General features: G+C 45.3%; 23 protein-coding genes, 1 riboswitch and 1 other annotated feature. Of the genes, 20 read left to right on the forward strand and 3 right to left on the reverse strand.

What is annotated here, in order from left to right; translation table 11 throughout:
* Nucleotides 1-100: 100 nt before the first annotated feature.
* Nucleotides 101-206, forward strand: a riboswitch (SAM riboswitch).
* A 61-nt stretch (nucleotides 207-267) separates the two neighbouring features.
* The 5 genes from BTA30_RS11510 to BTA30_RS11530 all read left to right on the forward strand — a co-directional run bounded on the left by BTA30_RS11510 (nucleotide 268) and on the right by BTA30_RS11530 (nucleotide 6326).
* On the forward strand, nucleotides 268-1089 hold the full coding sequence (locus BTA30_RS11510; RefSeq protein WP_076761378.1) for a MetQ/NlpA family ABC transporter substrate-binding protein: 822 nt from the start codon (nucleotides 268-270) through the stop codon (nucleotides 1087-1089).
* A gap of 130 nt (nucleotides 1090-1219) precedes the next feature.
* Entirely contained in the window at nucleotides 1220-2404 is a 1185-nt protein-coding gene (locus tag BTA30_RS11515; protein ID WP_076761379.1) for an MDR family MFS transporter, read from the forward strand.
* 216 nt (nucleotides 2405-2620) lie between these two features.
* Entirely contained in the window at nucleotides 2621-2950 is a 330-nt protein-coding gene (locus tag BTA30_RS11520; RefSeq protein WP_125921368.1) for a DUF4257 domain-containing protein, read from the forward strand.
* Between the two features lie 102 nt (nucleotides 2951-3052).
* Nucleotides 3053-3265: a binding site (T-box leader), on the forward strand.
* Nucleotides 3266-3377: 112 nt separating this feature from the next.
* Nucleotides 3378-5792, forward strand: coding sequence for a leucine--tRNA ligase (gene leuS, locus BTA30_RS11525; protein ID WP_076761381.1), 2415 nt, complete (start codon nucleotides 3378-3380; stop codon nucleotides 5790-5792).
* A 126-nt stretch (nucleotides 5793-5918) separates the two neighbouring features.
* Complete coding sequence (locus tag BTA30_RS11530; RefSeq protein ID WP_076761382.1) at nucleotides 5919-6326, forward strand: VOC family protein; 408 nt, start codon at nucleotides 5919-5921, stop codon at nucleotides 6324-6326.
* Between the two features lie 8 nt (nucleotides 6327-6334).
* On the opposite strand, the gene BTA30_RS11535 is transcribed toward BTA30_RS11530, so the two are convergent.
* Nucleotides 6335-7231, reverse strand: coding sequence for a LysR family transcriptional regulator (locus tag BTA30_RS11535; RefSeq protein WP_076761383.1), 897 nt, complete (start codon nucleotides 7229-7231; stop codon nucleotides 6335-6337).
* A gap of 128 nt (nucleotides 7232-7359) precedes the next feature.
* On the opposite strand from BTA30_RS11535, the gene BTA30_RS11540 reads away from it, so the two are divergent.
* The 5 genes from BTA30_RS11540 (at nucleotide 7360) to BTA30_RS11560 (ending at nucleotide 12861) form a co-directional block, all read left to right on the forward strand.
* On the forward strand, nucleotides 7360-8613 hold the full coding sequence (locus BTA30_RS11540) for an APC family permease (RefSeq protein ID WP_076761384.1): 1254 nt from the start codon (nucleotides 7360-7362) through the stop codon (nucleotides 8611-8613).
* Nucleotides 8614-8644: 31 nt separating this feature from the next.
* Entirely contained in the window at nucleotides 8645-9532 is an 888-nt protein-coding gene (locus tag BTA30_RS11545; protein WP_076761385.1) for a dienelactone hydrolase family protein, read from the forward strand.
* Between the two features lie 19 nt (nucleotides 9533-9551).
* The gene (locus tag BTA30_RS11550; protein ID WP_076761386.1) at nucleotides 9552-10307 is read left to right on the forward strand and encodes an NAD-dependent epimerase/dehydratase family protein; all 756 of its coding nucleotides are present in this window, start codon (nucleotides 9552-9554) and stop codon (nucleotides 10305-10307) included.
* A gap of 152 nt (nucleotides 10308-10459) precedes the next feature.
* Entirely contained in the window at nucleotides 10460-11338 is an 879-nt protein-coding gene (locus BTA30_RS11555; RefSeq protein WP_083696926.1) for a carbohydrate ABC transporter permease, read from the forward strand.
* 17 nt (nucleotides 11339-11355) lie between these two features.
* Entirely contained in the window at nucleotides 11356-12861 is a 1506-nt protein-coding gene (locus BTA30_RS11560) for an extracellular solute-binding protein (protein ID WP_076761387.1), read from the forward strand.
* Nucleotides 12862-12899: 38 nt separating this feature from the next.
* Here the strand turns inward: BTA30_RS11560 and BTA30_RS11565 are convergent, their stop codons facing one another.
* Nucleotides 12900-15212 carry a helix-turn-helix domain-containing protein gene (locus BTA30_RS11565; RefSeq protein WP_076761388.1) on the reverse strand — a complete coding sequence of 771 codons (2313 nt, stop codon included), beginning with the start codon at nucleotides 15210-15212 and terminating at the stop codon, nucleotides 12900-12902.
* Between the two features lie 216 nt (nucleotides 15213-15428).
* Between BTA30_RS11565 and BTA30_RS11570 the strand changes: the two genes are divergently transcribed.
* The 9 genes from BTA30_RS11570 to BTA30_RS11605 all read left to right on the forward strand — a co-directional run bounded on the left by BTA30_RS11570 (nucleotide 15429) and on the right by BTA30_RS11605 (nucleotide 22156).
* Nucleotides 15429-16394 carry an ABC transporter permease gene (locus BTA30_RS11570; protein WP_076761389.1) on the forward strand — a complete coding sequence of 322 codons (966 nt, stop codon included), beginning with the start codon at nucleotides 15429-15431 and terminating at the stop codon, nucleotides 16392-16394.
* Nucleotides 16395-16422: 28 nt separating this feature from the next.
* Nucleotides 16423-17544 (forward strand): glycoside hydrolase family 88/105 protein, encoded by a 1122-nt coding sequence (locus BTA30_RS11575; RefSeq protein ID WP_076761390.1) that lies wholly within the window; start codon nucleotides 16423-16425, stop codon nucleotides 17542-17544.
* 23 nt (nucleotides 17545-17567) lie between these two features.
* Nucleotides 17568-18035, forward strand: coding sequence for a lipoprotein YteS (locus tag BTA30_RS11580; RefSeq protein WP_094777326.1), 468 nt, complete (start codon nucleotides 17568-17570; stop codon nucleotides 18033-18035).
* 14 nt (nucleotides 18036-18049) lie between these two features.
* Nucleotides 18050-19327: a Gfo/Idh/MocA family protein gene (locus BTA30_RS11585; RefSeq protein WP_076761392.1), complete on the forward strand. Its 1278-nt coding sequence runs from the start codon at nucleotides 18050-18052 to the stop codon at nucleotides 19325-19327.
* A 15-nt stretch (nucleotides 19328-19342) separates the two neighbouring features.
* Nucleotides 19343-19987, forward strand: coding sequence for a YesL family protein (locus tag BTA30_RS11590; protein ID WP_076761393.1), 645 nt, complete (start codon nucleotides 19343-19345; stop codon nucleotides 19985-19987).
* 57 nt (nucleotides 19988-20044) lie between these two features.
* Nucleotides 20045-20407 carry a DnaJ family domain-containing protein gene (locus BTA30_RS11595; RefSeq protein ID WP_076761394.1) on the forward strand — a complete coding sequence of 121 codons (363 nt, stop codon included), beginning with the start codon at nucleotides 20045-20047 and terminating at the stop codon, nucleotides 20405-20407.
* A gap of 117 nt (nucleotides 20408-20524) precedes the next feature.
* The gene (locus BTA30_RS11600) at nucleotides 20525-21631 is read left to right on the forward strand and encodes a tetratricopeptide repeat protein (RefSeq protein ID WP_164470233.1); all 1107 of its coding nucleotides are present in this window, start codon (nucleotides 20525-20527) and stop codon (nucleotides 21629-21631) included.
* Nucleotides 21628-21774, forward strand: a complete 147-nt coding sequence (locus BTA30_RS23380) for a hypothetical protein (protein WP_164470235.1) — start codon at nucleotides 21628-21630, stop codon at nucleotides 21772-21774. Before BTA30_RS11600 ends, BTA30_RS23380 begins: the two co-directional genes overlap by 4 nt.
* A gap of 67 nt (nucleotides 21775-21841) precedes the next feature.
* Nucleotides 21842-22156: a rhodanese-like domain-containing protein gene (locus BTA30_RS11605; RefSeq protein ID WP_076761396.1), complete on the forward strand. Its 315-nt coding sequence runs from the start codon at nucleotides 21842-21844 to the stop codon at nucleotides 22154-22156.
* A 42-nt stretch (nucleotides 22157-22198) separates the two neighbouring features.
* Here BTA30_RS11605 and BTA30_RS24120 read toward each other — a convergent pair whose 3' ends face one another.
* A complete protein-coding gene (locus BTA30_RS24120) occupies nucleotides 22199-22327 on the reverse strand; it encodes a hypothetical protein (protein WP_275667214.1) in 129 nt (42 codons plus the stop codon).
* 47 nt (nucleotides 22328-22374) lie between these two features.
* Here BTA30_RS24120 and BTA30_RS11610 point away from each other — a divergent pair, with 47 nt between their 5' ends.
* Complete coding sequence (locus BTA30_RS11610; protein WP_026588319.1) at nucleotides 22375-22557, forward strand: sporulation protein Cse60; 183 nt, start codon at nucleotides 22375-22377, stop codon at nucleotides 22555-22557.
* The last annotated feature ends 2 nt before the right edge of the window (nucleotides 22558-22559 follow it).

Consider the following 22559-nt stretch of genomic DNA (forward strand, 5'->3'; position numbering starts at 1 on the left):
TATTTTAACTCATTATGAAAAAAATGTTTACAACGAAAAACTTCTTGCAAATCTAAATTTTCAAACGTAAAATGGAGAAATCATTTAAAAATTAATATTGAGCTTATGAAGAGAGATGGAGGGACTGGCCCTGTGAAATCTCAGCAACCTGCATATGCAAGGTGCTAAATCCAGCAGAATGTCAGATGCATTCTGAAAGATAAGTTGAAGAACAACTCTTTCAGATTAGCTGAAAGAGTTTTTTTTATGATGGAGGAGGAGAATAACATGAAGAAATATGTAAAATGGGCGTCTGCACTTGTATTAACGAGCATCATCACACTCCTTGCCGCATGCGGAAACAGCGCGGAAAGCGGAGGCAAGACGATCAGGATCGGCGCAACCGCAGGTCCGTATTATGATATGGTCACAAAGGCGATTCAGCCTGAACTTGAGAAAAAGGGCTATAAAGTAGAGACCATTGAATTTACCGATTATGTTCAGCCGAATACAGCATTAAGCGAGGGCGAACTTGACGCCAATCTGTTTCAGCATGAAGTCTTTATGAAGGCATACAATCGGGAAAATCATAAAAACCTCACCGGCCTGATGACAGTGCCGACGGCGCCGATGGGGCTTTATTCAGAAAAATATCAGGATTTGAAAGATGTTGAGGCCGGTGCGGAAGTGGCCATTCCGAATGATCCGGCTAACGCCGCCAGGGCATTTTTAACATTAAAGGATCAGGGGCTGATTAAGCTTAAAAATAATATCGATACATTAAAGGCCTCGGTTCACGATATTGCGGAAAATCCAAAAAAATTGACATTTAAACAGCTTGAATCTGCGAACCTGCCGCGGGCTGTGGAAGATCTGGATATCGCCGCTGTGCCCGGAAATTTCGCCCTGTCGGCCAATATGAAGCTGCAGGATGCACTGGCGCTTGAAAATATGCCTGACCGCTACCGCAATCAAGTCGTTGTGGATGGAAAAAACAAAGATAAGCAGTTTGCCGAAGATTTAAAAGAAGTGATCAAATCCAAGGCTTTTGAAGAAACCATTGATCAAGCATTTGCGGGTTTTGGAAAGCCGAAATGGATGACGGAATAGCAAAGTGCAAAAAATCTCCTTTAGCAAAAAGGGGATTTTTTGCGGCCGAAAATCAAAACCTGTCAATTGAAAAATCCGCCCGAAACGAATAGAATCTAGGAGGAACTAAAATCAGAAAGAAGGAAACACAATGCCGCGAACGTTATGGCTTTTGGTCATCGGGATGTTTATCAATGTAACAGGAGCTTCTTTTTTGTGGCCGCTGAATACCATCTATATCCATCAGCATTTGGGCAAGTCATTAACGGCTGCCGGATTCGTGTTAATGCTGAACTCAGGTGCAAATGTCATCGGCAACTTGTGCGGTGGATTTCTATTTGATAAGATCGGCGGTTTTAAAACGGTTCTTTTAGGAATCGTCATGACGTTTGCCTGCCTGTCAGGGCTTGTCTTTTTTCACGACTGGACCGCTTACATTCTTTTGTTGACAGCAGCCGGCTTTGGCTCCGGCATTGTTTTTCCGGCGTGTTATGCAATGGCCGGTTCGGTTTGGCCTAAGGGCGGAAGAAAAGCATTTAATGCAGTGTATGTGGCGCAAAATGCGGGGGTTGCAGTTGGTTCGGCGCTCGGAGGACTTGTCGCTTCCTTTTCCTTCACTTATGTATTTCTTGCGAATGCGATGCTTTACGCGGTGTTTTTCTTGATTGCATTTTTCGGATTTAAACATATTCGGACGGAAAAGACCGTTCAGTCATCCGTTTTGGATCACGCCGATTCGGTTAGCGTGAAGCCGAGGTTTCACGCCCTCATGATCATATGTACGGGGTATCTTCTGGGCTGGATCGCTTATTCTCAATGGTCTTCCACCATCGCTTCACATACTCAGGAGCTTGGTGTATCTCTTGGCCAGTACAGCCTGTTATGGACTGTGAACGGCGCGCTTATCGTCTTTGGGCAGCCGCTTATCGGCTTCTTTGTCAAACGATTTGCCGAATCGCTGTTAAAACAGATCGTGATCGGCTTTGTTATTTTTATGTTCGCCTACGGTATTCTGTTTGCGGCAGAACAATTTCAGGCATTCCTTGCTGCGATGATCGTGCTGACGATCGGTGAAATGCTTGTATGGCCGGCTGTCCCTACAATAGCAAACCGTCTCGCTCCACAGGGAAAAGAAGGTTTTTATCAAGGGATTGTCAACAGTATGGCCACCGGAGGAAGAATGGTCGGGCCTCTTTTTGGCGGGATGCTTGTTGATTTTTTCAGCATGCAGGCTTTGCTTGCGGTACTGATCGTTTTATTGATGATCGGTATCGGGACGGCATTTTTATACAGCAGGAAAGAGAAGCAGCTCCCCATCCAGCAGCACCAAGACTGACATAGAAAAAATAGGTAATTGTAATTACGTAAAAATGAATCAAATGAATCAAGATTATTACCTAAATCTTCACATATAATGGAAGAAACAAGCTTTTTTTCTTCTCAGACAGAACACATTTTCTGTATGGTAGTATCGAATATCATCGCAAGGGGTCTAGGGGGGCTGCTCGATGGCCTGAAGTCGCTTGACTAAACTAAGGGCTTTAGGAAGGTGATGAAGATGCTGCATCAAGTTTTGGTTGCTTGTTTGATTGGAGGGATTATGGGGGTTCTCGGGCACATTAAAAAAAGAGGGCGCCTTGAGAAACCGAGAACGACGAAACGATTCATTTACCTTGGTTTTTTTGAAGATATCCTTGTCGGTATGGTTGCTTCTATTTTGCTTGTGTTATCTGCGGAACCTGACTCGGGAGTTCAGCTTGTGGTGTTATCGATTATTGCAGGCTATGGCGGTGAAGCTGTATTGAGAAGCTTTGACTTTGTCAGAGAACAGCAGGCAAATGTACAGAACTCCGAACGGCAAAACAAATCTCCACACGATTAAGATCCTCACTCTTACCCTTTTTTCAGCACATTCCCATTGTATACAAACCTGCTTGCACTTATGAACAGAATTCTATAAAATACAAATAAGATTACGGTTACGGCAAGAACAGTGAAGAGGAGCAGTAAGAAGCCCATTTTGTTTAAAGAGAGTTGACGGCTGGTGAAAGTCAATCAAATGCGCTTCCGAACTCGCCTCAGAGTTGCAGCAGTGATGAGCTGCTGCCGCGTATCTGCGTTAAAGATATCAAGTGAGTGTGCAGCTTGCACACTAACAAGGGTGGTACCGCGGGAAATCGAATCTCTCGTCCCTTTTCAGGGATGGGAGAGTTTTTTTGATTTTAGAATAATCTGAACATAAGCATGCCAGTCCCGTCCATACTTGAAAACAAAGAAGCCGTACGCATATTCAAAGGAGGTTTTTACAATTGAGTTTTGATCATCAGAAAATCGAAAAAAAGTGGCAGGACTATTGGCTGAATCATAAATCGTTTGCCACGCTTGAAGATAAATCCAAACCGAAGTTTTATGCATTGGACATGTTCCCGTACCCGTCCGGTGCAGGTTTGCACGTCGGCCATCCAGAAGGCTATACAGCGACAGATATCCTGTCCCGCATGAAGCGGATGCAAGGGTATGATGTCCTGCATCCGATGGGCTGGGATGCATTCGGGCTTCCGGCTGAGCAATATGCGCTTGATACGGGAAACGATCCCGCCGTCTTTACAAAACAGAATATCGATAATTTCCGCCGCCAGATCAGGGCTCTCGGTTTTTCGTACGACTGGGACCGCGAAGTGAATACAACAGACCCCGGCTACTATAAATGGACACAGTGGATTTTCTTAAAGCTTTATGAAAAAGGTCTCGCTTATGTAGATGAAGTGCCTGTCAACTGGTGTCCTGCACTCGGAACAGTTCTTGCCAATGAAGAAGTCATCGATGGCAAAAGCGAACGCGGCGGCCATCCTGTTGAACGCCGCCCGATGAAGCAATGGATGCTGAAAATCACGGCTTATGCCGACCGTCTTCTTGAAGATCTTGAAGATCTTGACTGGCCTGAAAGCATTAAAGAAATGCAGCGCAATTGGATCGGCCGCTCAGAAGGTGCACATGTCCATTTTGCAATCGACGGCAGCGAAGAAACGTTTACCGTTTTCACGACACGTCCGGACACACTGTTTGGCGCTACATATGCCGTACTTGCTCCTGAACATGATTTAGTACAAAAAATCACGGCGCCTGAACAAAAAGAAGCAGTCAACGCTTATATCGACGAAGTTCAATCAAAGAGCGATCTGGAGCGCACGGATCTTGCCAAAACAAAGACCGGCGTATTTACCGGGGCATATGCGGTCAATCCGGCAAACGGAGAAAAGATTCCGGTCTGGATTGCAGACTACGTTTTGGCAACATACGGAACCGGAGCAGTAATGGCTGTTCCTGCCCATGATGAGCGCGACCATGAATTCGCTGCCGCTTTCGGTCTGCCGATCAAAGAAGTCGTCAAAGGCGGAAACATTGAAAAAGAAGCGTATACAGGAGACGGCGAACATATCAATTCCGATTTCCTGAACGGCCTTGACAAAGCAGCGGCGATTGAAAAAATGATTCAGTGGCTTGAGGAAAACGGAAAAGGCGAGAAAAAAGTGACATACCGCCTTCGCGACTGGCTGTTCAGCCGCCAGCGCTACTGGGGCGAGCCGATTCCGATCATTCATTGGGAGGACGGCACATCGACTCCTGTTCCTGAAGAGGAGCTTCCGCTTATTCTGCCGAAAACGTCTGAAATCAAGCCGAGCGGCACAGGTGAATCACCGCTTGCCAATATTAAAGAGTGGGTTGAAGTGACAGATCCTGAAACAGGCAAAAAAGGAAGACGGGAAACGAATACAATGCCGCAGTGGGCCGGCAGCTGCTGGTACTTCCTGCGCTATATCGACCCGAAAAATCCGAATGAGCTCGCCTCACCGGAAAAATTAAAGGAATGGCTCCCTGTTGACATGTATATCGGAGGCGCCGAACATGCTGTTCTTCATTTATTGTATGCGCGCTTCTGGCATAAATTCCTTTATGATATCGGGATCGTGCCGACGAAAGAACCGTTTCAGCAGCTTTACAACCAAGGCATGATTCTTGGTGAAAACAACGAAAAAATGAGTAAATCGAAAGGCAATGTCGTCAATCCGGACGAAATTGTTGAGACACATGGTGCGGACACTCTCCGTTTGTATGAAATGTTCATGGGACCGCTGGATGCATCGATCGCCTGGTCAACGACAGGTCTTGACGGAGCCCGCCGCTTCCTTGACCGTGTATGGCGTCTGTTTATCGATGACAATGATCAATTAAACAGCAAGATGACAGAAGGAGCCGGTGAAACGCTTGAGCGCGTCTACCATGAAACGGTCATGAAAGTGACAGACCATTTCGAAGGCTTGCGTTTTAATACAGGCATCTCTCAGCTGATGGTCTTTATCAATGAAGCGTATAAAGCTGACGAGCTTCCGAAAGAATACATGGAAGGCTTTGTGAAGCTGCTTTCTCCTGTCGCTCCTCATCTGGCTGAAGAGCTTTGGAGCCGCCTTGGCCATGAGGGCACGATCGCATATGAAGCATGGCCTGCCTACGATGAAGAGAAGCTTGTTGATGATGAAGTAGAAATCGTTGTTCAGCTGAACGGAAAAGTAAAAGCAAAGTTAAACGTACCGGCTGATGCAACAAAAGAAGAGCTTGAAGAGCTGGCCAAAAACAATGAAAAAGTAAAAGAGCAGCTCGAAGGAAAGACAGTCAGAAAAGTAATCGCCGTTCCGGGCAAACTAGTGAATATTGTCGCAAATTAAGCGTAAACCCCTTCATTCATTGAAGGGGTTTTTGCTTGTTTCCATCAAAAGTCTGAGGTCTTTTCAGGCATTTTGCCGGTGTCTGCCGCTTTCTCCGGCATTAAAATATCGATAAAGGAGCTGATCATGATGAATTTTTCCGATTTTTCCGCCGTGCAGATCAGAATCGCACGTCCTACAAACCGTCTTGGCGACATCATTGTTTTTTATGAAAATGGTCTGGGATTGCAAAGGATTGGCGAATTTTCCGGGCATGACGGGTATGATGGTGTGATGTTCGGCCTGCCGAATGCCGAGTACCATCTTGAGTTTACTTCCCATATCAGCGGGAGCCCTTGCCCCGCCCCGACAAAAGACAATCTGCTCGTGTTTTACATGCCTGATCTGAATGAAATCAAGGCTATTTTGAAGCGGCTTGCTGATATGGGCTGCCAAGAGGTGCCGCCGGAAAATCTGTATTGGAAAGACAAAGGGGCAACGATCGAAGATCCTGACGGATGGCGGATCGTTCTGATGAATACCGCGGGAATATAATATTCCCTTTATGCCGCCTGTTCCCATTCCTTCGCCTGCCTGCGGACAATCTCTACGAAAGCTGTCATTGCAGGAGAAAGCCATTTGTTTTTATGATAAGACATTTGTGTTGAAAAAAGGGCATCCCGGACCATGGTGCCCTGGAGCTTCCCTTCGCTGATTTCAGAACGCGTTGTGATCAGAGGGAGAAGTGAGACACCCAAACCGCACATCACGCATTGTTTTATCGCTTCTACACTCCAAAACTCCATCGTATGATCGGTGATGACACCCTGTTGATGCAGAAAGTCTTCAAAAAAATCACGGTAGCTGCAGCCGTGTTCCGTGTATAAAAACGTTTCGTTTGCGGTAAAAGCCAAATCATCAAAGCCTGTCTGCCCAGATGGATGCTCCTTTGGAAAGACGAACACCATTGGTTCTGTAACTAGCTTTTCAATATGAAGGTCATCTTCCTTCCGTTCCTTGTCTAATAAAAAAGCGACATCAATTTTGCCCTGCTTCAATTCATCCCTCAGCTGCCAGCATGTCGAAGACTTTAATGTCACCGTAACCTGAGGATACTTGTTCGTGAATTCATGAAGAATAGTAGGCAGTCTGTACACGGTTAAAGATTCGGATGCACCGATGATAAGGTTTCCTGACGGCTCTTGGTCGTTTTCGGGAATGTGCCGCGCTTTTTCATACAGTTCTATCATTTCTGTTGCATAAGGGAGAAGGTGTTTCCCCGCTTCTGTCAGCAGCATCTTTTTCCCCAGCCGGTAGAATAAAGGCTTTCTTAATTCTTGTTCAATCGCCTGGATATGCGATGTCACGGTTGACTGCGCATATCCCAAATAATCGGCTGCCCGGGTATAGCCGCCGATTTCTACAATTGTTTTGAATGTTTTCAAGTTCCGGATCTCCATCTCAATCCATCTCCTTTTTTATTTTAAATCGAAAAATCCGAAGTTCTGGATCAATAATATCTATTTTACTGATTAAACAAACAAGATTACAATCATTTTATATTGTTTCTGGAAAGGATTGTACTTGTATGAGAAAGAAAAAGCTTGGGCCTTTATTGTTAAGCGGTTTAATGACAGGGCCTATTTTAGGGTCGGGAATCATCCTTTTGCCGCCGATGATTCATAAGATAGCGGGGGATTACGCGATTTTTGCGTGGCTGTTGATGATGGGAATCGGTTTTTTATTTGCCTGGGTCTTTGCAAGATTAAGCGTCAAGTACCCGAATGATGCAGGTGTCGCCTATGCGGCTGAAAAAGCGTTCGGCACTCGGATAAGAAATCTTTCAGTCTTTTATTTTATCATTGCCGCCAGCTTCGGCCCCGCCGCAGTGTTAATGACGGCAAGCGAATATATTCATTCGCTTACAGGCGATTTTGCAGTCTCTGCCGAAGTGTATGGTTTTCTGCTCTTCATAATTTGCATGATTGTCCTGTGCTTTAATATTTCATTTGTAGGGATGGTTTCCTTCATCTTTTCAACTGCGGCGGCTCTTGTTCTGTTTGGAAGCAGTGTGGCATCTGTTCCTTATTTCAGGGAGGGTCCGCTAGTGGAAGGGACATTTCAGTTTGCCGATTTTGGCTGGGGATTGCTTCTGCTGTTCTGGGCGCTGGTCGGTTGGGAAATCGTCGGCAATTACAGCATGGAAGTGAAAGACCGGAAAAAAACCATTCCCCGGGCCGTCATGATCAGCAGTCTGACGGTAACGGCGATTTACCTGGCGACAGCCGGAGCCGCTCAATGGATTGATCCGGGGCGCTTTGAAGGCGGACAATTGAAGCTGACGATGATGCTGACACCGCTGTTCGGATCTTTTGCATTGCCGGTAATTGCGGTATTGACTGCTGTCCTGTGCATGAGCGCCTATTTTCAGGTGTCCGGCGGAGCTGCCAGATTGATATCATCACAGGCGGCCCGCGGATTTCTTGCATACAGGTCAAAGGGCAATCAGCCGCTGGCAGCGCTTGGTCTGATTTTCACCGTCCATACAATGGTTTTCATCTGTCTATTTTTTCATGTTCTCAATGTTGAGACACTGGTTGCGATTGCAAACGCCTTTTTCATCTGCAATGCGCTGTGCGGTCTGGCCGCTGCTTACAGGCTGTTAGCCGGCCCCGTTTATCGAATGGCCTGCCTGTTTTTAATGTGCTGTTTTTCGCTGCTTCTTTTGTTTTCCTCGCCATGGGTATTGCTGTTGATCTTGTTTATGACCGTATGTTTTGTTTTGAACAAGTCTCATGTTTTCAGCTGGAAAAAGGTAAAAGGCCCTTTCAAATCGTATTAATGAATCAAACGAAAAAAGAAAGGAGCACACTATGCGCGACCAACTTTTCAAGCTGCTCGGCGATTTGCCGGAAAAAAGCAATATTCAAGCGAATATCCTTAAAATGGAGGAAAAGGAGTCATTCATTGTTGAAACACTTCTTCTCGAATTAAACGGGATTGAACCTGTGCCGGCTTATTTGGCAAAGCCGAAAAGTGCAAAAGGCAGACTCCCTGCCGTACTTTATTGCCATTCCCACGGCGGGCATTATGAAAGGGGAAAGAAAGAGCTTGTAGAAGGAGCGGAGTACTTGCAATCGCCGCCATTTGCGGATGAGCTGACATCCTTGGGATTTGCTGCACTTGCCATTGACCACTGGGCTTTCGGCGACAGGCGTGGAAAAACCGAAAGCGAGACATTTAAAGAAATGCTTTGGACAGGCCGGGTGATGTGGGGGATGATGGTGTACGACAGCATCCGGGCTCTTGACTATCTTGAAACACGGGACGATATAGACAAAAGCCGGATGGCCGCGCTCGGGATGTCAATGGGAGGTTTGATGGCCTGGTGGACAGCGGCGTTGGATGAGCGCATCAGCGTCTGTGTCGATATGTGCGGGCAGGTAGACAGCGAAACATTAATCAAAACGCAAAACTTGGATCGTCACAATCTTTATTCATATGTGCCGGGGCTGGTCAAACATTTTTCTACTGCGCAGATCCAGAGCCTGATCGCCCCAAGGCCTCATTTAAGCTTGGTCGGAACGGCTGATAAGCTGACTCCTGCAATGGGCGTTGACATCATTGAAGAAAGACTGTCATTTGTGTATAAAGAAAAAAACGCGGGTGAATGCTATGAAGTGTTTCGCTCTGATTCAGGGCATATAGAAACGGCCGTGATGAGACATCAAGCGCTTGGCTTTTTAAAAGCGCGGCTGTGAACAGGAGGACTGAAGTGCAGTGAAAAAAGTGATGATCATCGGAGGAAACGGGACGGTCGGACGCGTATTGGCCAATGGGCTGTCAGATGACGGGTATGAGCTGACGATCATGGATTTAAAAAAACCGGATCGTGCGCTGCCCGCCCGGTTTGTCCAAGGCGATGCGACAGATTACGAGACGATCGTCCGCAGTATTCCCGCACATACAGATGTGCTGATCAATCTTCTAGCCGTGAAACCATCCGGCGATCTCCTTGACAGAAATGAATTTGAAAAAATGACGGATATCTTTTTTAAAGCGACGTATACGATTTTGCGGGCGGCAGCGGAGCTTGGTGTGCCAAAGGTTATTTTTGCAAGCAGCAACCACGTGACAGATGTGTATGAAAAGGACGGGGTTTCTTTGCTGGACAGGCAGATCAAAACGGATGACTACCCGCAGTCCAAAAGCTTGTACGGCTTATTGAAATTGGCGTCCGAAAACCTCGGCTATCTTTTCTCACATCATTCAGGAGTTCCGATTTCGGTCATCAATCTACGAATCGGTACGGCAGCTGAGAATGAAAAAGAAGCGCTGCATGTGAAACCAAGAACGACAAAAACGCTGTTGTCTCATATAGACCTCATCGGCATTTTTAAAGCCGCGATTGAATCCGGCAAAATATATGGTACATATTACGCTGTCAGCGACAATCCTGAGAGGCCGTGGTCGATTGCTTCCGCCATCAAGGAATTGGGATACAAGCCTAAAATCAACACGTCAGACCTTCTGTAGCGGAGATTGACATATCATTTTCTAAGGTTATAATCCTATTCTCCGTTATCCTGCCCCTGCTTAAAAAATGATTATAGACGCTCCCTCCTCTGTTTGCTACATTTTAGACACGATATCGTAATTTTTTGACAGCGCTTACAAGGAGGGGTGAAATGTCGATCAGACATTCTGCGGGAAGCCGCATGTTTGACATATTGAATTATGCATTTTTAACAGGATTCGGATTGGTTTGTGTACTGCCGTTTATCCATGTCATAGCCGCCTCTTTTGCGACAGTGGAAGAGGTCATTTCGAAAAAGTTCATATTAATCCCGACAACTTTTTCGCTTGATGCGTACAGGTATATCTTTTCAACTGATATTGTGTACAGAAGCTTGATCATTTCGATCCTTGTGACAGCGGCGGGGACGGCGGTCAGCATGTTTCTTTCCTCTCTGATGGCCTACGGATTATCGAGAAAAGAACTGATGGGCAGGCGGGTGCTGATGTTTTTAGTGGTCTTTACGATGCTGTTCAGCGGCGGCATGATCCCGACGTTTCTCGTCGTAAAATCACTTGGACTCTTGGATTCCTATTGGTCTCTGATTCTTCCAACCGCCATCAATGCGTTTAACTTGATCATTTTAAAGAACTTTTTTCAAAACATACCGGCCAGTTTGGAAGAGTCGGCGAAAATCGACGGCTGTAATGATCTAGGGATTTTCTTCCGGATCATCCTGCCATTGTCCTTGCCGGCGATTGCCACGATTTCGCTGTTTTATGCCGTCACTTATTGGAACACGTATATGCAGGCGATCCTGTATTTGAGTGATGCGACGAAGTGGCCGATACAGGTTCTGCTTCGGCAGATCGTTATTGTATCAAGCGGTATGCAAGGTGATATGACGGAAATGGGGGCGGCTTCTGCACCTCCTGAACAAACGATTAAAATGGCGGTCATTGTCGTTGCGACCATACCGGTGCTGCTCGTATATCCGTTTATTCAAAAGCACTTTGCAAAGGGTGCATTATTAGGATCTATAAAAGGATGAAAACGGAGGGGACAATAATGGGGAAAAAATGGCTGATCCCGATTTTTGCGTTCATGCTTTTCGCGGGCGGATTGTTGGGCTGTTCGAATAACGGAGCGGACCAGGCTTCTTCAAAGAAGGAGAAAGTCGATCTGGACTCTCCTTTGGACTTGAGCTGGATGGTGATTCTCTACCATCAGCAGCCGCCGAAGGACACGGCGATTAAGAAAATTGAAGAGCTTACAAATACAAAGCTTGATTTAATGTGGGTGCCTGATGCGGTAAAAGAAGACCGCTTAAATTCCGCACTAGCTGCCGGCAATCTGCCAAAGGTCGTCACCATCCAGGACATCAAAAATTCATCTGTCATGAATGCTTTCAGATCAGGGATGTTTTGGGAAGTCGGCCCTTATGTAAAGGATTATCCGAATTTGAGCAAAATGAATAAGCTGATCAACAAAAATGCATCAATAGACGGAAAACTTTATGGCATCTACAGAGAGCGCCCTTTATCAAGACAGGGCATCGTCATCCGTAAAGACTGGCTTGATAACTTGGGTCTTGATATGCCGAAAACGCTCGATGAGTTGTATGAAACGGCAAAGGCGTTCACAGAAAAAGACCCTGATCAAAACGGGAAGCAGGATACAATCGGATTTGCCGACAGAAACGACTTGATTTACGGTGCATTTAAAACATTGGGTTCATATATGGGGATGCCGACAGACTGGGAAGAAAAAAACGGCGAGTTTACGCCTGATTTTATGACAAAAGAGTATGTGGATACAATGAAATATATGAAAAAGCTTTATGACGAAGGGCTTATCAATAAAGACTTTCCAGTGACGAGCAAAACACAGCAGCAAGAGCTGTTTTCACAAGGAAAAGCCGGCATTTATGTCGGGAATATGGTGGATGCCGTCAATTTAAGAGATCAGTCGGTTGATGACAAGATGGAGCTTGATATCATCAACCGCATCAAAGGGCCTGACGGAAAGGAGCGCGTCTGGGCATCCGGCGGACATAACGGAATTTTTGCCTTTCCGAAAACAAGCGTCAAAACCGAGAAAGAGTTAAAACGGATTTTAGCCTTTTTTGATCGAATCGCGGAGGAGGATGTATACAGCCTGATGACATACGGCATCGAAGGCGTTCACTACAAAAAAGAAGGGGATCAGCACTTCAAACGCATGGAGGACAAATTAAAAGACTGGCAGGCGGAAATTCAGCCGCTCGTCTCCCTTGTCGGTATTGATAAAGCCTATTTAAAAAATACGGGCGATCAGCTTCGTTCAAAATATGAAGAGCTGACAGAAGATAACGAAAAGATTATTGTCTCAAACCCTGCTGAGAGCCTGTACTCCCCGGTTGCCTCTGAAAGGGGGGACGAACTGCAAAAGATCATCGATGATGCCACATATCAATTTATCCTTGGCAAGCTGGATGAAAGCCAGTTTAAACAAGCGGTGGAAAAATGGCGCTCAAACGGCGGCAATCAAGTGATTGAGGAATTTGAAGAAGCATTTAAGAAAGCGGAAAAATAAAAGAGCAGGCAATCCCGGAAGCTTCCGGGATTGTTTTTTTATGCCGAATGGTTTTTGAGTTCGCGATACTTTCCAGGCGTGATGCCTTCAAGTTTTTTGAACGAGCGAATGAAGTTTTGCGGATTTTTATACTTTAGTTTCTCAGAGATCTCTTTTACTGACAAAGTCGTCTCAGTAAGCCAGCTTTTCGCAATATGATGACGGTATGATGACAAATATTCGCTGAATGATATTTTCATTTCTTTTCTGAAAATACTGCTTAAATAGTTTGGGTTGTAATGGAGTCTGCCGGCGATGGATTCAAGGGTCAGATCGGTATCGAATTCCTGCTGGATAATATGGACGATTTTTTCGGAAATGTTTTTGTATTGCGATTCTTCCCTGACGCTGAGCGTTTCGATCATCTTGCCGATAATTTGTGCGTTCAGCCAGCTTTCAACATCTTCCAAGGTGGTCAGCTCAAAAATATCGTCATACAGCATTTTATTTCCATCCGGTTCAAACAGTTCGATGCCGAGCAGATGCATAAATTCGATTAAATTGTTGAGCAGCCTTGCAATAGCGACTTGGCAGTGATGAGGGTTCGTATTTTCCGAGCAGATGGACTCAAGCAAAAGGTGCAGCTTTTTTGCTGCTTTTTCTTGATCACATGCTTTAATGGCTTCAAACAGCTCATTTTGAATCTGCTTTGGAAATTGAGTCAGGAACGCTTTGTTCCGGTCAAGCTGCTCAAAGAAAATGACTGTGCGTTTTCCGGATTGAAGCCTGTATGTCAAAGCTTCAAGCCCTTCGAGATAAGCGTGTTTCGTCATGGAAAGGCTTGTAAAGGGCTGGCTGATTCCAATGCTGACACAGAGTCCGAGCTCCTTATGGATGTGATCCTGAATGGAGGAGGCTGCGGTTTTTAAATGCTGCTGAAGCCTGTCCAATGACTGGCCGCGGTTTAACATGATGGTTGTCTGCGTTTTGTCGATGACGACGGAGGGCAGGCGCTTCTCCTTCGGAACAGATCGCTCCACAAGGCTGTTGATGGCAAACAGGAGGACATCAAGGTCCCTTTTTTCATATGGTGTGTCCTTCAGCGTATCAATTTGTAATGTGAAGACAGCGAGATGGCTCCAATCGTCCGGGAAGCCGAGCCCTTTGAAGCGCTCTTTTGTTTCTTCTTCACTCAATTTGCCGAGCAATAGCCTCGTTAAAAAGTATTGCTTCAGTTGAGTGACTTGCTGCTTCACGCGTATGGTGAGATCATGATTTTTGTTTTTCATCTCTTTAATATTCCGCTCAATCAATTCAAATTCACTTTCATGGCGGTCTTTGCCGGCGGAGTCTGTTCCCGGGACGGAGCCTGAGACGGACTCATATAACACTTTGATCGGCCTATAGAAATGGCGGGAGCCGAACCAGGAAAACATTAATGAAAGCGCTAACAAAAATGCGCAGATTGTAAAGGTGAACCAGCCGATTGAAGTTGTTTGCTGGTAGAGTTCGGGTATTGTCGTGAATGAAACGTATATCCAATTGTTATAGTCTGACTTCTGGTATGTAATCTTATAGTCTGTATTACTGATAGATGTATCAAATTGGCCGTTTTTCGTTGAAAGCTGCCGGATTTTTTTGAAGTAGTCTTCATTTCTGATCGAATGTCCGATCATAGATGATTTGGGATGAAGAATAATCCGGCCGTTGTCGTCAAGCGCCATCATGCTGCTTGTTTTTGATTTGAGGGGCATTCTTTTGACAAGCGAGCAGGAAGGAATGCTTGCGATGGCAAGACCTTTGTTTTCCATGCTGTTCAAGGGAAGCTGTTTGACCAGATTGATGTTGTACAGGCATTTTCCTGCCGCTCCTTCTTTTGTTGCGACAAGGGCGTTGTTTTTTTCAAGCACCCAGCTTGAACGGCTTTTTAAAGAATTGTAAAGCGAGACTGTAAGGGCTAGTTTGGGCTGGTCCAAATTGTATAATCCCGAATTGTTAATATACCACTTTTTTTCCTGGCTGATCAGTGTGATGTCGGACAGGTCGGTGTCAAACGTCTGCAGTTCGTTTAATTCTTTATTGATTTGGTTATACAGCTGAAAGCGTTCTGGTGTGATTTTGCGGCTGAGTGTCTGAATTAAAGGATAAGAACGGACATAATTGGTGAAGGAATGATCAACCGTTTTTAAAATGTGTTCAATATTGAACTGCGCCTGGCCAACGGTTTGGAGCTTTTCGTTTGTGACGTTCTGTTCAATGGTTTCCGCCGATCTTTGATAAGAAAAAAAGCCGACAATGATGACCGGAATGGTGCTGAGAATAAAAAAGAAGGTCACCAGCTTGTAATAAAACTTGTATTGTTTCTTTTTCATAAATTCCCCCCCAACCAAATCTGAAAATGAGATGTTCATATATAATTAATCCGACTTTTGTGTGAATTTGTCAATAATCATTTTCTAATCATCGTTTCATTATATTAGATTTTCCAGCTTGAGAGCGAAGGGGCGCACCATGTGATGATATGATTGTAGACTACATTTTTCCGCCTGATATAAAGTGGAAGCAAACAACATGAAGGGAGGCCATTTATGAAAGGAGCACAGGTTCAGACTGAGAAAGATCCGGCCCTTATTGTCGGAAAAGAGCGAAAGACGCGTTTTTTTGAGAAAGCGCTTCAGCAAAAGTATTTATATTTGATGATTCTGCCGGGGTTGATTTATTTTCTTCTTTTTAAGTATGTGCCGATGTGGGGGATTGTCATTGCCTTTCAGGACTATCAGCCGTTTCTCGGCATAGCGGGCAGCGAATGGGTGGGCTTTAAACATTTTGAAAGACTTTTTACGGAACCGACTTTTTTTATGCTGCTGAAGAATACACTGGTTTTGTTTTTCTTAAATCTTGTCGTATTCTTTCCGATCCCGATTATTTTGGCTATTTTATTAAACGAAGTCAGAATTGTGCTGTTTAAAAAGTTTGTCCAGACCATGATTTATATTCCGCATTTCATGTCTTGGGTCATCGTCGTATCGCTTTCATTCGTCCTCTTAACGGTAGATGGAGGGCTGATGAATGAAATCATCGCCTTCTTTGGCGGAGAGAAGATCAATTTTTTGCTGAATGAAAACTGGTTCAGGCCGATGTACATTCTTCAGGTCATCTGGAGGGAGGCCGGGTGGTCGACGATCATTTATTTGGCGGCGATTACCGCTGTAGATCCGCAGCTCTATGAAGCGGCGAAAATGGACGGGGCCAACCGAATACGGAGGATGTGGCATGTCACCCTGCCGGCGATCAGAAGCGTGATTGTCGTTTTGCTCATTCTTAAAATAGGAGATACGCTCGAACTCGGATTTGAGCATGTCTACCTGCTCCTTAATGCAACGAACCGCGAAGTTGCCGAAATATTTGATACGTATGTGTATACGGCTGGGTTAAAGCAGGGGCAGTTCAGCTACAGTACGGCTGTCGGCTTATTTAAAGCCGCCGTGGGGCTTGCGCTGGTCATGTTTGCGAACAGGATGGCAAAGAAATTTGGAGAAGAAGGGATTTATTAAAATCCGTTGATGAAAGGAATGGTTTGCAATGAATCAATCTCTCGCCACAAAGTCGCCCCTTTATATTGCCGAGGAAGCAGCCCAAACAATAATGAAAGCGTATACAAATGATAAGCTGCCTCCCGCGGGACGCTGGCATTACCATCAGGGCGTGTTTTTATGCGGGCTCATTCATCTTTGGAATGAAACAGGAAAGCCAACGTATTTTCATTATGTGAAAGATTACGTCGATTACCTCATTGATGAACACGGGAACTTTTATTTCAGCAGAGATGAATTGGACGCCATACAAGCGGGACTTCTCTTATATCCTTTGTATGAGGAGACGGGTGATGAACGCTACCGGAAAGCGGCGAAAAAGCTGAGAGGCCTTTTTGAAACGCTGAATCGAACAGCGGAAGGCGGGTTTTGGCATAAAGATAAATACCCTTACCAGATGTGGCTTGACGGACTGTATATGGGCGGACCATTCGCACTTAAGTATGCCAGAGCCTTCAATGAGCCTGATCTGTACGACATGGTCATCCTCGAAGAAAGCTTGATGAGAAAGCATACAAAAGATCATCATACAGGCTTGTATTATCATGCGTGGGATGAACAAAGAAAAATGCCGTGGGCTGATCCGGAGTCCGGCTGCTCCCCTGAATGTTGGGGAAGGTCGATCGGCTGGTACGCACTTGCACTTAGCGATATGATCGAGCTGCTTCCGCAAGATCACGGAACGAGGCAGGAGTGGACGGGCGCACTTCAAGAAATGGTCAAAAACCTGGCCGATTTTCAAGATGAGGAAACAGGGTTATGGTATCAAGTCGTTGATAAAGGTGAACGGGAAGACAACTGGCTTGAAAGCTCTTGTTCATGTTTGTATGTATACGCGATGGCCAAAGGGGTCCGCATGGGCTATATTGATCCATCATATATTGAAAAGGCTTTAAAAGCCTACAAGGGACTGTTGGCAGAAAAAATCGAGTTCAATCCTGGAGAAGGCCTGTTTTTAAAAGATATTTGCGTCGGAACATCGGCAGGGACGTATGAATATTATGTCGGCCGGGAAAAAAGCATCAATGATCTGCACGGAGTCGGAGCCTTGATCATGGCGCTGGCAGAGCTGGAAAAAAGCGCCCGGCATTATGGCGGAGGAGACAGGTGAAAAAGCTTGCTTTGCCTCTCTTGATGGCCATTGCCGTTCTGCTTCTTTCTTCTTGCGGAAAAGGCGAGACAGCAGGGACAGATGTTTTTGTATTTTCCGACGCGAATAGAGAAGTAAAGGAGAACATAGAGAAAGCTGCCGGGAAGGAGCGGCTGAACGTCACGGTTTACCCGGCTTCCCCCGAAAAGCTGCTTGTTGAAATCGCGGCAAAAGAAGGAGATCTGTTCATCGTTCCAGAAGACATGTTTGAACCTTTTTACGATCCCGAAGGACTTCTGCCGCTGGAGGCTGATCAGGAGGGCCGCAAAACATACAGCGCTCCCGGCAAGAACGGCGAAAAGCGGCTGTACGCCGCCGTCATCAAAAAAGGGGTAAAACATCTGAACGGCTACACGTTTACGCTAAACACAGATATGGCTGCTTTTATTCCGATTTATGCAAAGAAAACCGCTGAAGCGATGGAACTCATTCGGTTGCTTCAGGGGCAATGAACAGAGGGGTGCCAATGAAAAAGTATGCGATATGCGGGCTGAGCGGCCGCGCATTCAACATGTTTATCAAGCCTTTTCTCGATAAGTATCACAAGGAGCACTCGATCGCCGCGCTTTTGGATGACGATCCGCTCAGGGAAGCCGTCTGCAAAAACAGGTTTCCCGAGCTGTGTTCGATCCCGTTTTTTCAAGCTGAAGCGTTTGCTGATATGATCGAAGAGGTCAAGCCTGACGCCGTGATTGTGGCGGGGCGCGATGATACACATGTCCGCTATATTTTGGGCGCTTTGAAAAAGAATATAGATGTGGTGACCGAAAAGCCGATGGTGACCACAGTGAAAGATGCCGCGGCTGTATTGGAAGCCGAGAAAGCAAGCGAAGGCAAAGTGACCGTCACCTTTAATTACCGCTATAATCCCTACCACCGCAAAATAAAAGAGATGATTCTCGAAGGAAAGCTCGGCAGAATCACGTCTGTTGATCTGAACTGGTATATTGATACGTACCACGGAGCGAGCTATTTTAAACGCTGGAACAGAATGAGGAAGTATTCCGGCGGGCTTTCCGTCCACAAATCTACCCATCACTTCGACCTCGTCAATTGGTGGCTTGATCAAAAACCTCAGGAAGTCTTTGCCTATGGCCGCTTGAATTATTACGGGCCTGACGGCGAAATGAATCCAAAAAAAGGAGAAGCACGCCATTGCGGAACATGCCATGTCAAAACGAAATGCCGCTATTTTATGAGATGGCAAGCAGGCGACCCTGAGGATGACCACATCAAGGTAAACGAAAACCAGCATCCGCTATATACCGGCTACAGGCCTGACGCATGTATATTCGATGAGGAAATTGACATCGAAGACACGTACGCTGCCGTTTTGAAATATGATGGGGGCGTATTATTAAACTATTCCGTGCTCTTTTCTGCTCCATATGAAGGCTACCGCCTTGCCATAAACGGCACGAAAGGAAGGCTGGAAACGAAAGAATACCACGCACCGGGAAGAGTTCCTTTTGAAGTGCAGGAGCAAACGATCGAATATTTTCCGTTGTTTGAGTCCAAAGAAACGATTCGCGTCGTCCGGCAGCCGGGCGGACACGGCGGCGGAGATCCCTTGCTTTTGGAGGAGCTGTTTTCGGGCAAAGATCCTTTAAGAGATTATGATATTCTGGCCGGCGCTGAAGCAGGCGCCTATTCGATTGCAGCGGGTGAAGGAGTGTGGCGCTCCATCAAGGAAAAAAGGCCGATCGGGATCGAAGAACTTCTTCATTCCCGGCAATACACCTAAAAGGGGGCAAATCACGTGGAACAAGGTGTCTCCATGGGAAGAGTGCTGAGCTTTTGCGAGTGGGTCATGAGATTTGCTTATACCAACCTGCTATGGTTTGTGTTTATGCTTCTAGGCCTCGGTGTTCTCGGTTTTATGCCGGCGACCGCCGCTTTATTTGCCGTGATGAGAAAATGGGTGATGGGCCGGTCTGACATCCCGGTTTTCCAAACATTTTGGCAGGCCTACCGCGGAGAATTCTTTCGGTCTAATGTCATCGGACTTATATTGCTGGCCGTTGGAACGATTATTTATATTGATCTGGCATTTATTTATCCGGAAAATATCTATTTGCACATCCTTCGTTTTGTCATTATGGTATTTGGATTTTTGTTTTTGATTATGCTGTTTTATGTGTTTCCGCTGCTGGCCCATTTTGAATGGAAAAAGCGGTTGTACTTGAAGTTTTCGTTAATTCTCGGGATTTCATATTTGCAGTATACATTAACGATGATGGCGATTACCGCTCTTCTTTATCTCGTTTTCGCCTATCTGCCGGGAATCGTTCCCTTTTTCAGCGTCAGCCTATTAAGCTATTCGATCATGTGGCTGGCCTATCAAGTCCTGAAAAAAGCGGAAGCAACAGAGCCGCAACAAAAGGCTCACTCGGCTGAAGGTTGACATTGCACCTGACGGTTATTCCGAAGGTGTGCTTCTCAATGAAAGGAGCTGGTGAACATGAGCAAAGAAAATGATAAACGGTATATTCATTGGATCGATCAAGCCGTGAAAGACGGTCTTGATAAAGATGGGGGGATACAGTCGCTGCCTGGTTTCGGCAAGCCGCTCAGCAAAGAAGCGCTTCATGGAAATGCGCTTTCAAGCACCCTTAAAAACGCCCGCTATCTTCCCGATTGGCTGAGACTGCAAAAAGACATCAAGCAAGAAATAGAAAAAGCCATTACATCTAATCAAGGCGAAGAACAAATCGACTTGATCAACCGGAAAATCAAAAAATATAATCTTTCCTGTCCAAGCCAATTCCAAAAAAGCTTTGTCACAAAACAAAACCTTGAAAACCAGCTGAAGCATTGGAGCTGAGAAATGGGTTTCCCCATGAAAATTTTTTCATCACCATAAACAATTGCCAAAAACAATCATTTTCTGTAAAATAAAGTTAGTAAAAACGTTTAAAAATAAGAAAGGATGAATCAAGAAGTGGATGCGAAAACGGCGTACGAAAAGGCGGCCGGGCTCTTGAACCAGTGGTATACCATGATCAAGCGCCATGAAGCGCTCCAGGCTGTATCTTTAAAACATGAAATTGAGAATCTGCTTTCGGGAATGGAGAAACACGGAGAATTGCAGCTCTATTTTTATCTTTTAGACTACCGGTTCAAACTGATGACAGAACAGTTTGCCGAATCTGCGGAGCTCTTCAGAGAGATCAAACGGCAGAAGAATGCGATTCGGCATGCGGATGATATCATTCAGTACTATTTTTACTTTTTTTCGGGCATGTATGAATTTTATGAGAAAAATTATTATGAGTCGATCAGCTGCTATAAAAAAGCCGAAAACAAATTGTATAAAATCACCGATGACATTGAAAGAGCCGAATTTCATTATAAAATCGCAATCGCCTACTATCAGATAGATGATCATTTCCGTTCTTTGAATCATGCTGAAAAAGCGCTCTCAATCTTCAGCAAGCATGAAGAATACATAGATAAAGCTATAGGATGCGAAATGCTTCTCGGCTCAATTCAGTTTGATTTGTTCCGCATGAAACAAGCGGAGGAACACTACAAAAGGGCATTGGATCAAGCCGTTTCCTTTCATAATCAAAGAATTATCGGACTCATCTATCATAATATGGGGCAGAACTACGCCAATCAAAGCATGCCGCTTTTGGCAGAGGAGCATTTTAGAAAAGCTCTTGCCGTTGACATTCATAAGCAATCCGTCTTTGGAATCTACACCATTTTTGAATGGTCTCACGTCTTATACAAAAACGGCCGCAGAGAGGAAGCAAGACAGCTCTGTAAAGAAGGTTTTTCCAGGTCTGTCGAACAGGGGGAGGAAGAATATACAGCGAAATTCCGGCTTATTTTTGCTGTATATGATACTGGAAATCCGCTTGACATCGAGTTTTCATTGGAATACTTGGCTGATAAGAAGCTTTGGCCGCATGTTGCCGAGCTGACAAAAGACATTGCTGATTACTATACGGGGATGGGCGATGATGAAAGAAGCGCTGTCTATCTTGAGAAATCCCTTTATGCGAAAAATCAAATATGCAAAGTGAAGGAGGAGTTCATATGAAAAAGTCCATATGTGTTTCAGCCGTCATGCTGGTCTGCCTGCTCGGAGGAGGATTTACAGAGGGAGCCTTCTCCAAAAACGAGCCTGTCCAAACGTCTGGAAAATCCGTATTCCCTGACAGCGGACTGAACAAAAACGCCTGAAATAGAAATCGACTCCCGACTTTTGCTATAATAATCTCATCTCGCGGAATTGAAGGGAGCTTGAAATATGACAGTAAAAGAAATCACTCCTGATGAGCTGAAAGAAAAGCTTTCAAAAGGAGAAACGCTCAACATCATTGATGTGAGAGAGGATGAAGAAGTAGCAGAAGGGATGATACCGGAAGCCGTTCATATGAAGATGGGTGACATTCCTGAAAAAATCGGTGCTTTTCAAAAAGACCAATCTTATATCTTTGTCTGCCGATCCGGGAAGCGCAGTGAAAACGTCTGCCTCTATCTGGAGGACAAAGGGTTTGATGTCACAAACATGATCGGCGGCATGCTTGAATGGACCGGTGACACGAAGCCGAAAACAAAATAAGATCGATGACTACAGCTTCTTATCTTGACGGTAAGAAGTTTTTTAGCCTGCTGTCGATGGAGTATAGCAGAACAGAACGTCAAAAGGCGGCAAAATAAGCGCTGCCTTCCCTTTTGCCTTCCCTTTTGCCTTAGCGTTTGGCATTGTCGACAGAATCATTTTTTTGTTCATAACTTCGGCTGTCCTCGAATACCTTTCATAGAGAAAGGAGAGAGCGTATGCTGAAGGTTGCCGTATTTGATGAAGAACATGAAAAAGATTTGCAGCACGAAATCAACGAATTTTTAAAAAAGCTGTCTGAAGACCAGCTGGTCGATATAAAATATGACGTATCCGCCGCATGCGATCCTCAAGGTGAGCAGCTGTACTGTTTTTCGGCGCTGATTTTATACAGGAAATGAAA

The sequence above is a fragment of the Bacillus swezeyi genome (assembly GCF_001969815.1).
GTDB classification, from domain to species: domain Bacteria; phylum Bacillota; class Bacilli; order Bacillales; family Bacillaceae; genus Bacillus; species Bacillus swezeyi.

What these genes read in the sequence shown, in the direction of transcription:
- BTA30_RS11510 (WP_076761378.1), top strand. Translation starts at nt 268, where the DNA reads ATGAAGAAATATGTAAAATGGGCGTCTGCACTTGTATTAACGAGCATC.
- BTA30_RS11515 (WP_076761379.1), top strand. Translation starts at nt 1,220, where the DNA reads ATGCCGCGAACGTTATGGCTTTTGGTCATCGGGATGTTTATCAATGTA.
- BTA30_RS11520 (WP_125921368.1), top strand. Translation starts at nt 2,621, where the DNA reads ATGAAGATGCTGCATCAAGTTTTGGTTGCTTGTTTGATTGGAGGGATT.
- BTA30_RS11530 (WP_076761382.1), top strand. Translation starts at nt 5,919, where the DNA reads ATGATGAATTTTTCCGATTTTTCCGCCGTGCAGATCAGAATCGCACGT.
- BTA30_RS11535 (WP_076761383.1), bottom strand. Translation starts at nt 7,231, where the DNA reads ATGGAGATCCGGAACTTGAAAACATTCAAAACAATTGTAGAAATCGGC.
- BTA30_RS11540 (WP_076761384.1), top strand. Translation starts at nt 7,360, where the DNA reads ATGAGAAAGAAAAAGCTTGGGCCTTTATTGTTAAGCGGTTTAATGACA.
- BTA30_RS11545 (WP_076761385.1), top strand. Translation starts at nt 8,645, where the DNA reads ATGCGCGACCAACTTTTCAAGCTGCTCGGCGATTTGCCGGAAAAAAGC.
- BTA30_RS11555 (WP_083696926.1), top strand. Translation starts at nt 10,460, where the DNA reads ATGTCGATCAGACATTCTGCGGGAAGCCGCATGTTTGACATATTGAAT.
- BTA30_RS11560 (WP_076761387.1), top strand. Translation starts at nt 11,356, where the DNA reads ATGGGGAAAAAATGGCTGATCCCGATTTTTGCGTTCATGCTTTTCGCG.
- BTA30_RS11565 (WP_076761388.1), bottom strand. Translation starts at nt 15,212, where the DNA reads ATGAAAAAGAAACAATACAAGTTTTATTACAAGCTGGTGACCTTCTTT.
- BTA30_RS11570 (WP_076761389.1), top strand. Translation starts at nt 15,429, where the DNA reads ATGAAAGGAGCACAGGTTCAGACTGAGAAAGATCCGGCCCTTATTGTC.
- BTA30_RS11575 (WP_076761390.1), top strand. Translation starts at nt 16,423, where the DNA reads ATGAATCAATCTCTCGCCACAAAGTCGCCCCTTTATATTGCCGAGGAA.
- BTA30_RS11580 (WP_094777326.1), top strand. Translation starts at nt 17,568, where the DNA reads ATGGCCATTGCCGTTCTGCTTCTTTCTTCTTGCGGAAAAGGCGAGACA.
- BTA30_RS11585 (WP_076761392.1), top strand. Translation starts at nt 18,050, where the DNA reads ATGAAAAAGTATGCGATATGCGGGCTGAGCGGCCGCGCATTCAACATG.
- BTA30_RS11595 (WP_076761394.1), top strand. Translation starts at nt 20,045, where the DNA reads ATGAGCAAAGAAAATGATAAACGGTATATTCATTGGATCGATCAAGCC.
- BTA30_RS23380 (WP_164470235.1), top strand. Translation starts at nt 21,628, where the DNA reads ATGAAAAAGTCCATATGTGTTTCAGCCGTCATGCTGGTCTGCCTGCTC.
- BTA30_RS11605 (WP_076761396.1), top strand. Translation starts at nt 21,842, where the DNA reads ATGACAGTAAAAGAAATCACTCCTGATGAGCTGAAAGAAAAGCTTTCA.
- BTA30_RS24120 (WP_275667214.1), bottom strand. Translation starts at nt 22,327, where the DNA reads ATGAACAAAAAAATGATTCTGTCGACAATGCCAAACGCTAAGGCAAAA.
- BTA30_RS11610 (WP_026588319.1), top strand. Translation starts at nt 22,375, where the DNA reads ATGCTGAAGGTTGCCGTATTTGATGAAGAACATGAAAAAGATTTGCAG.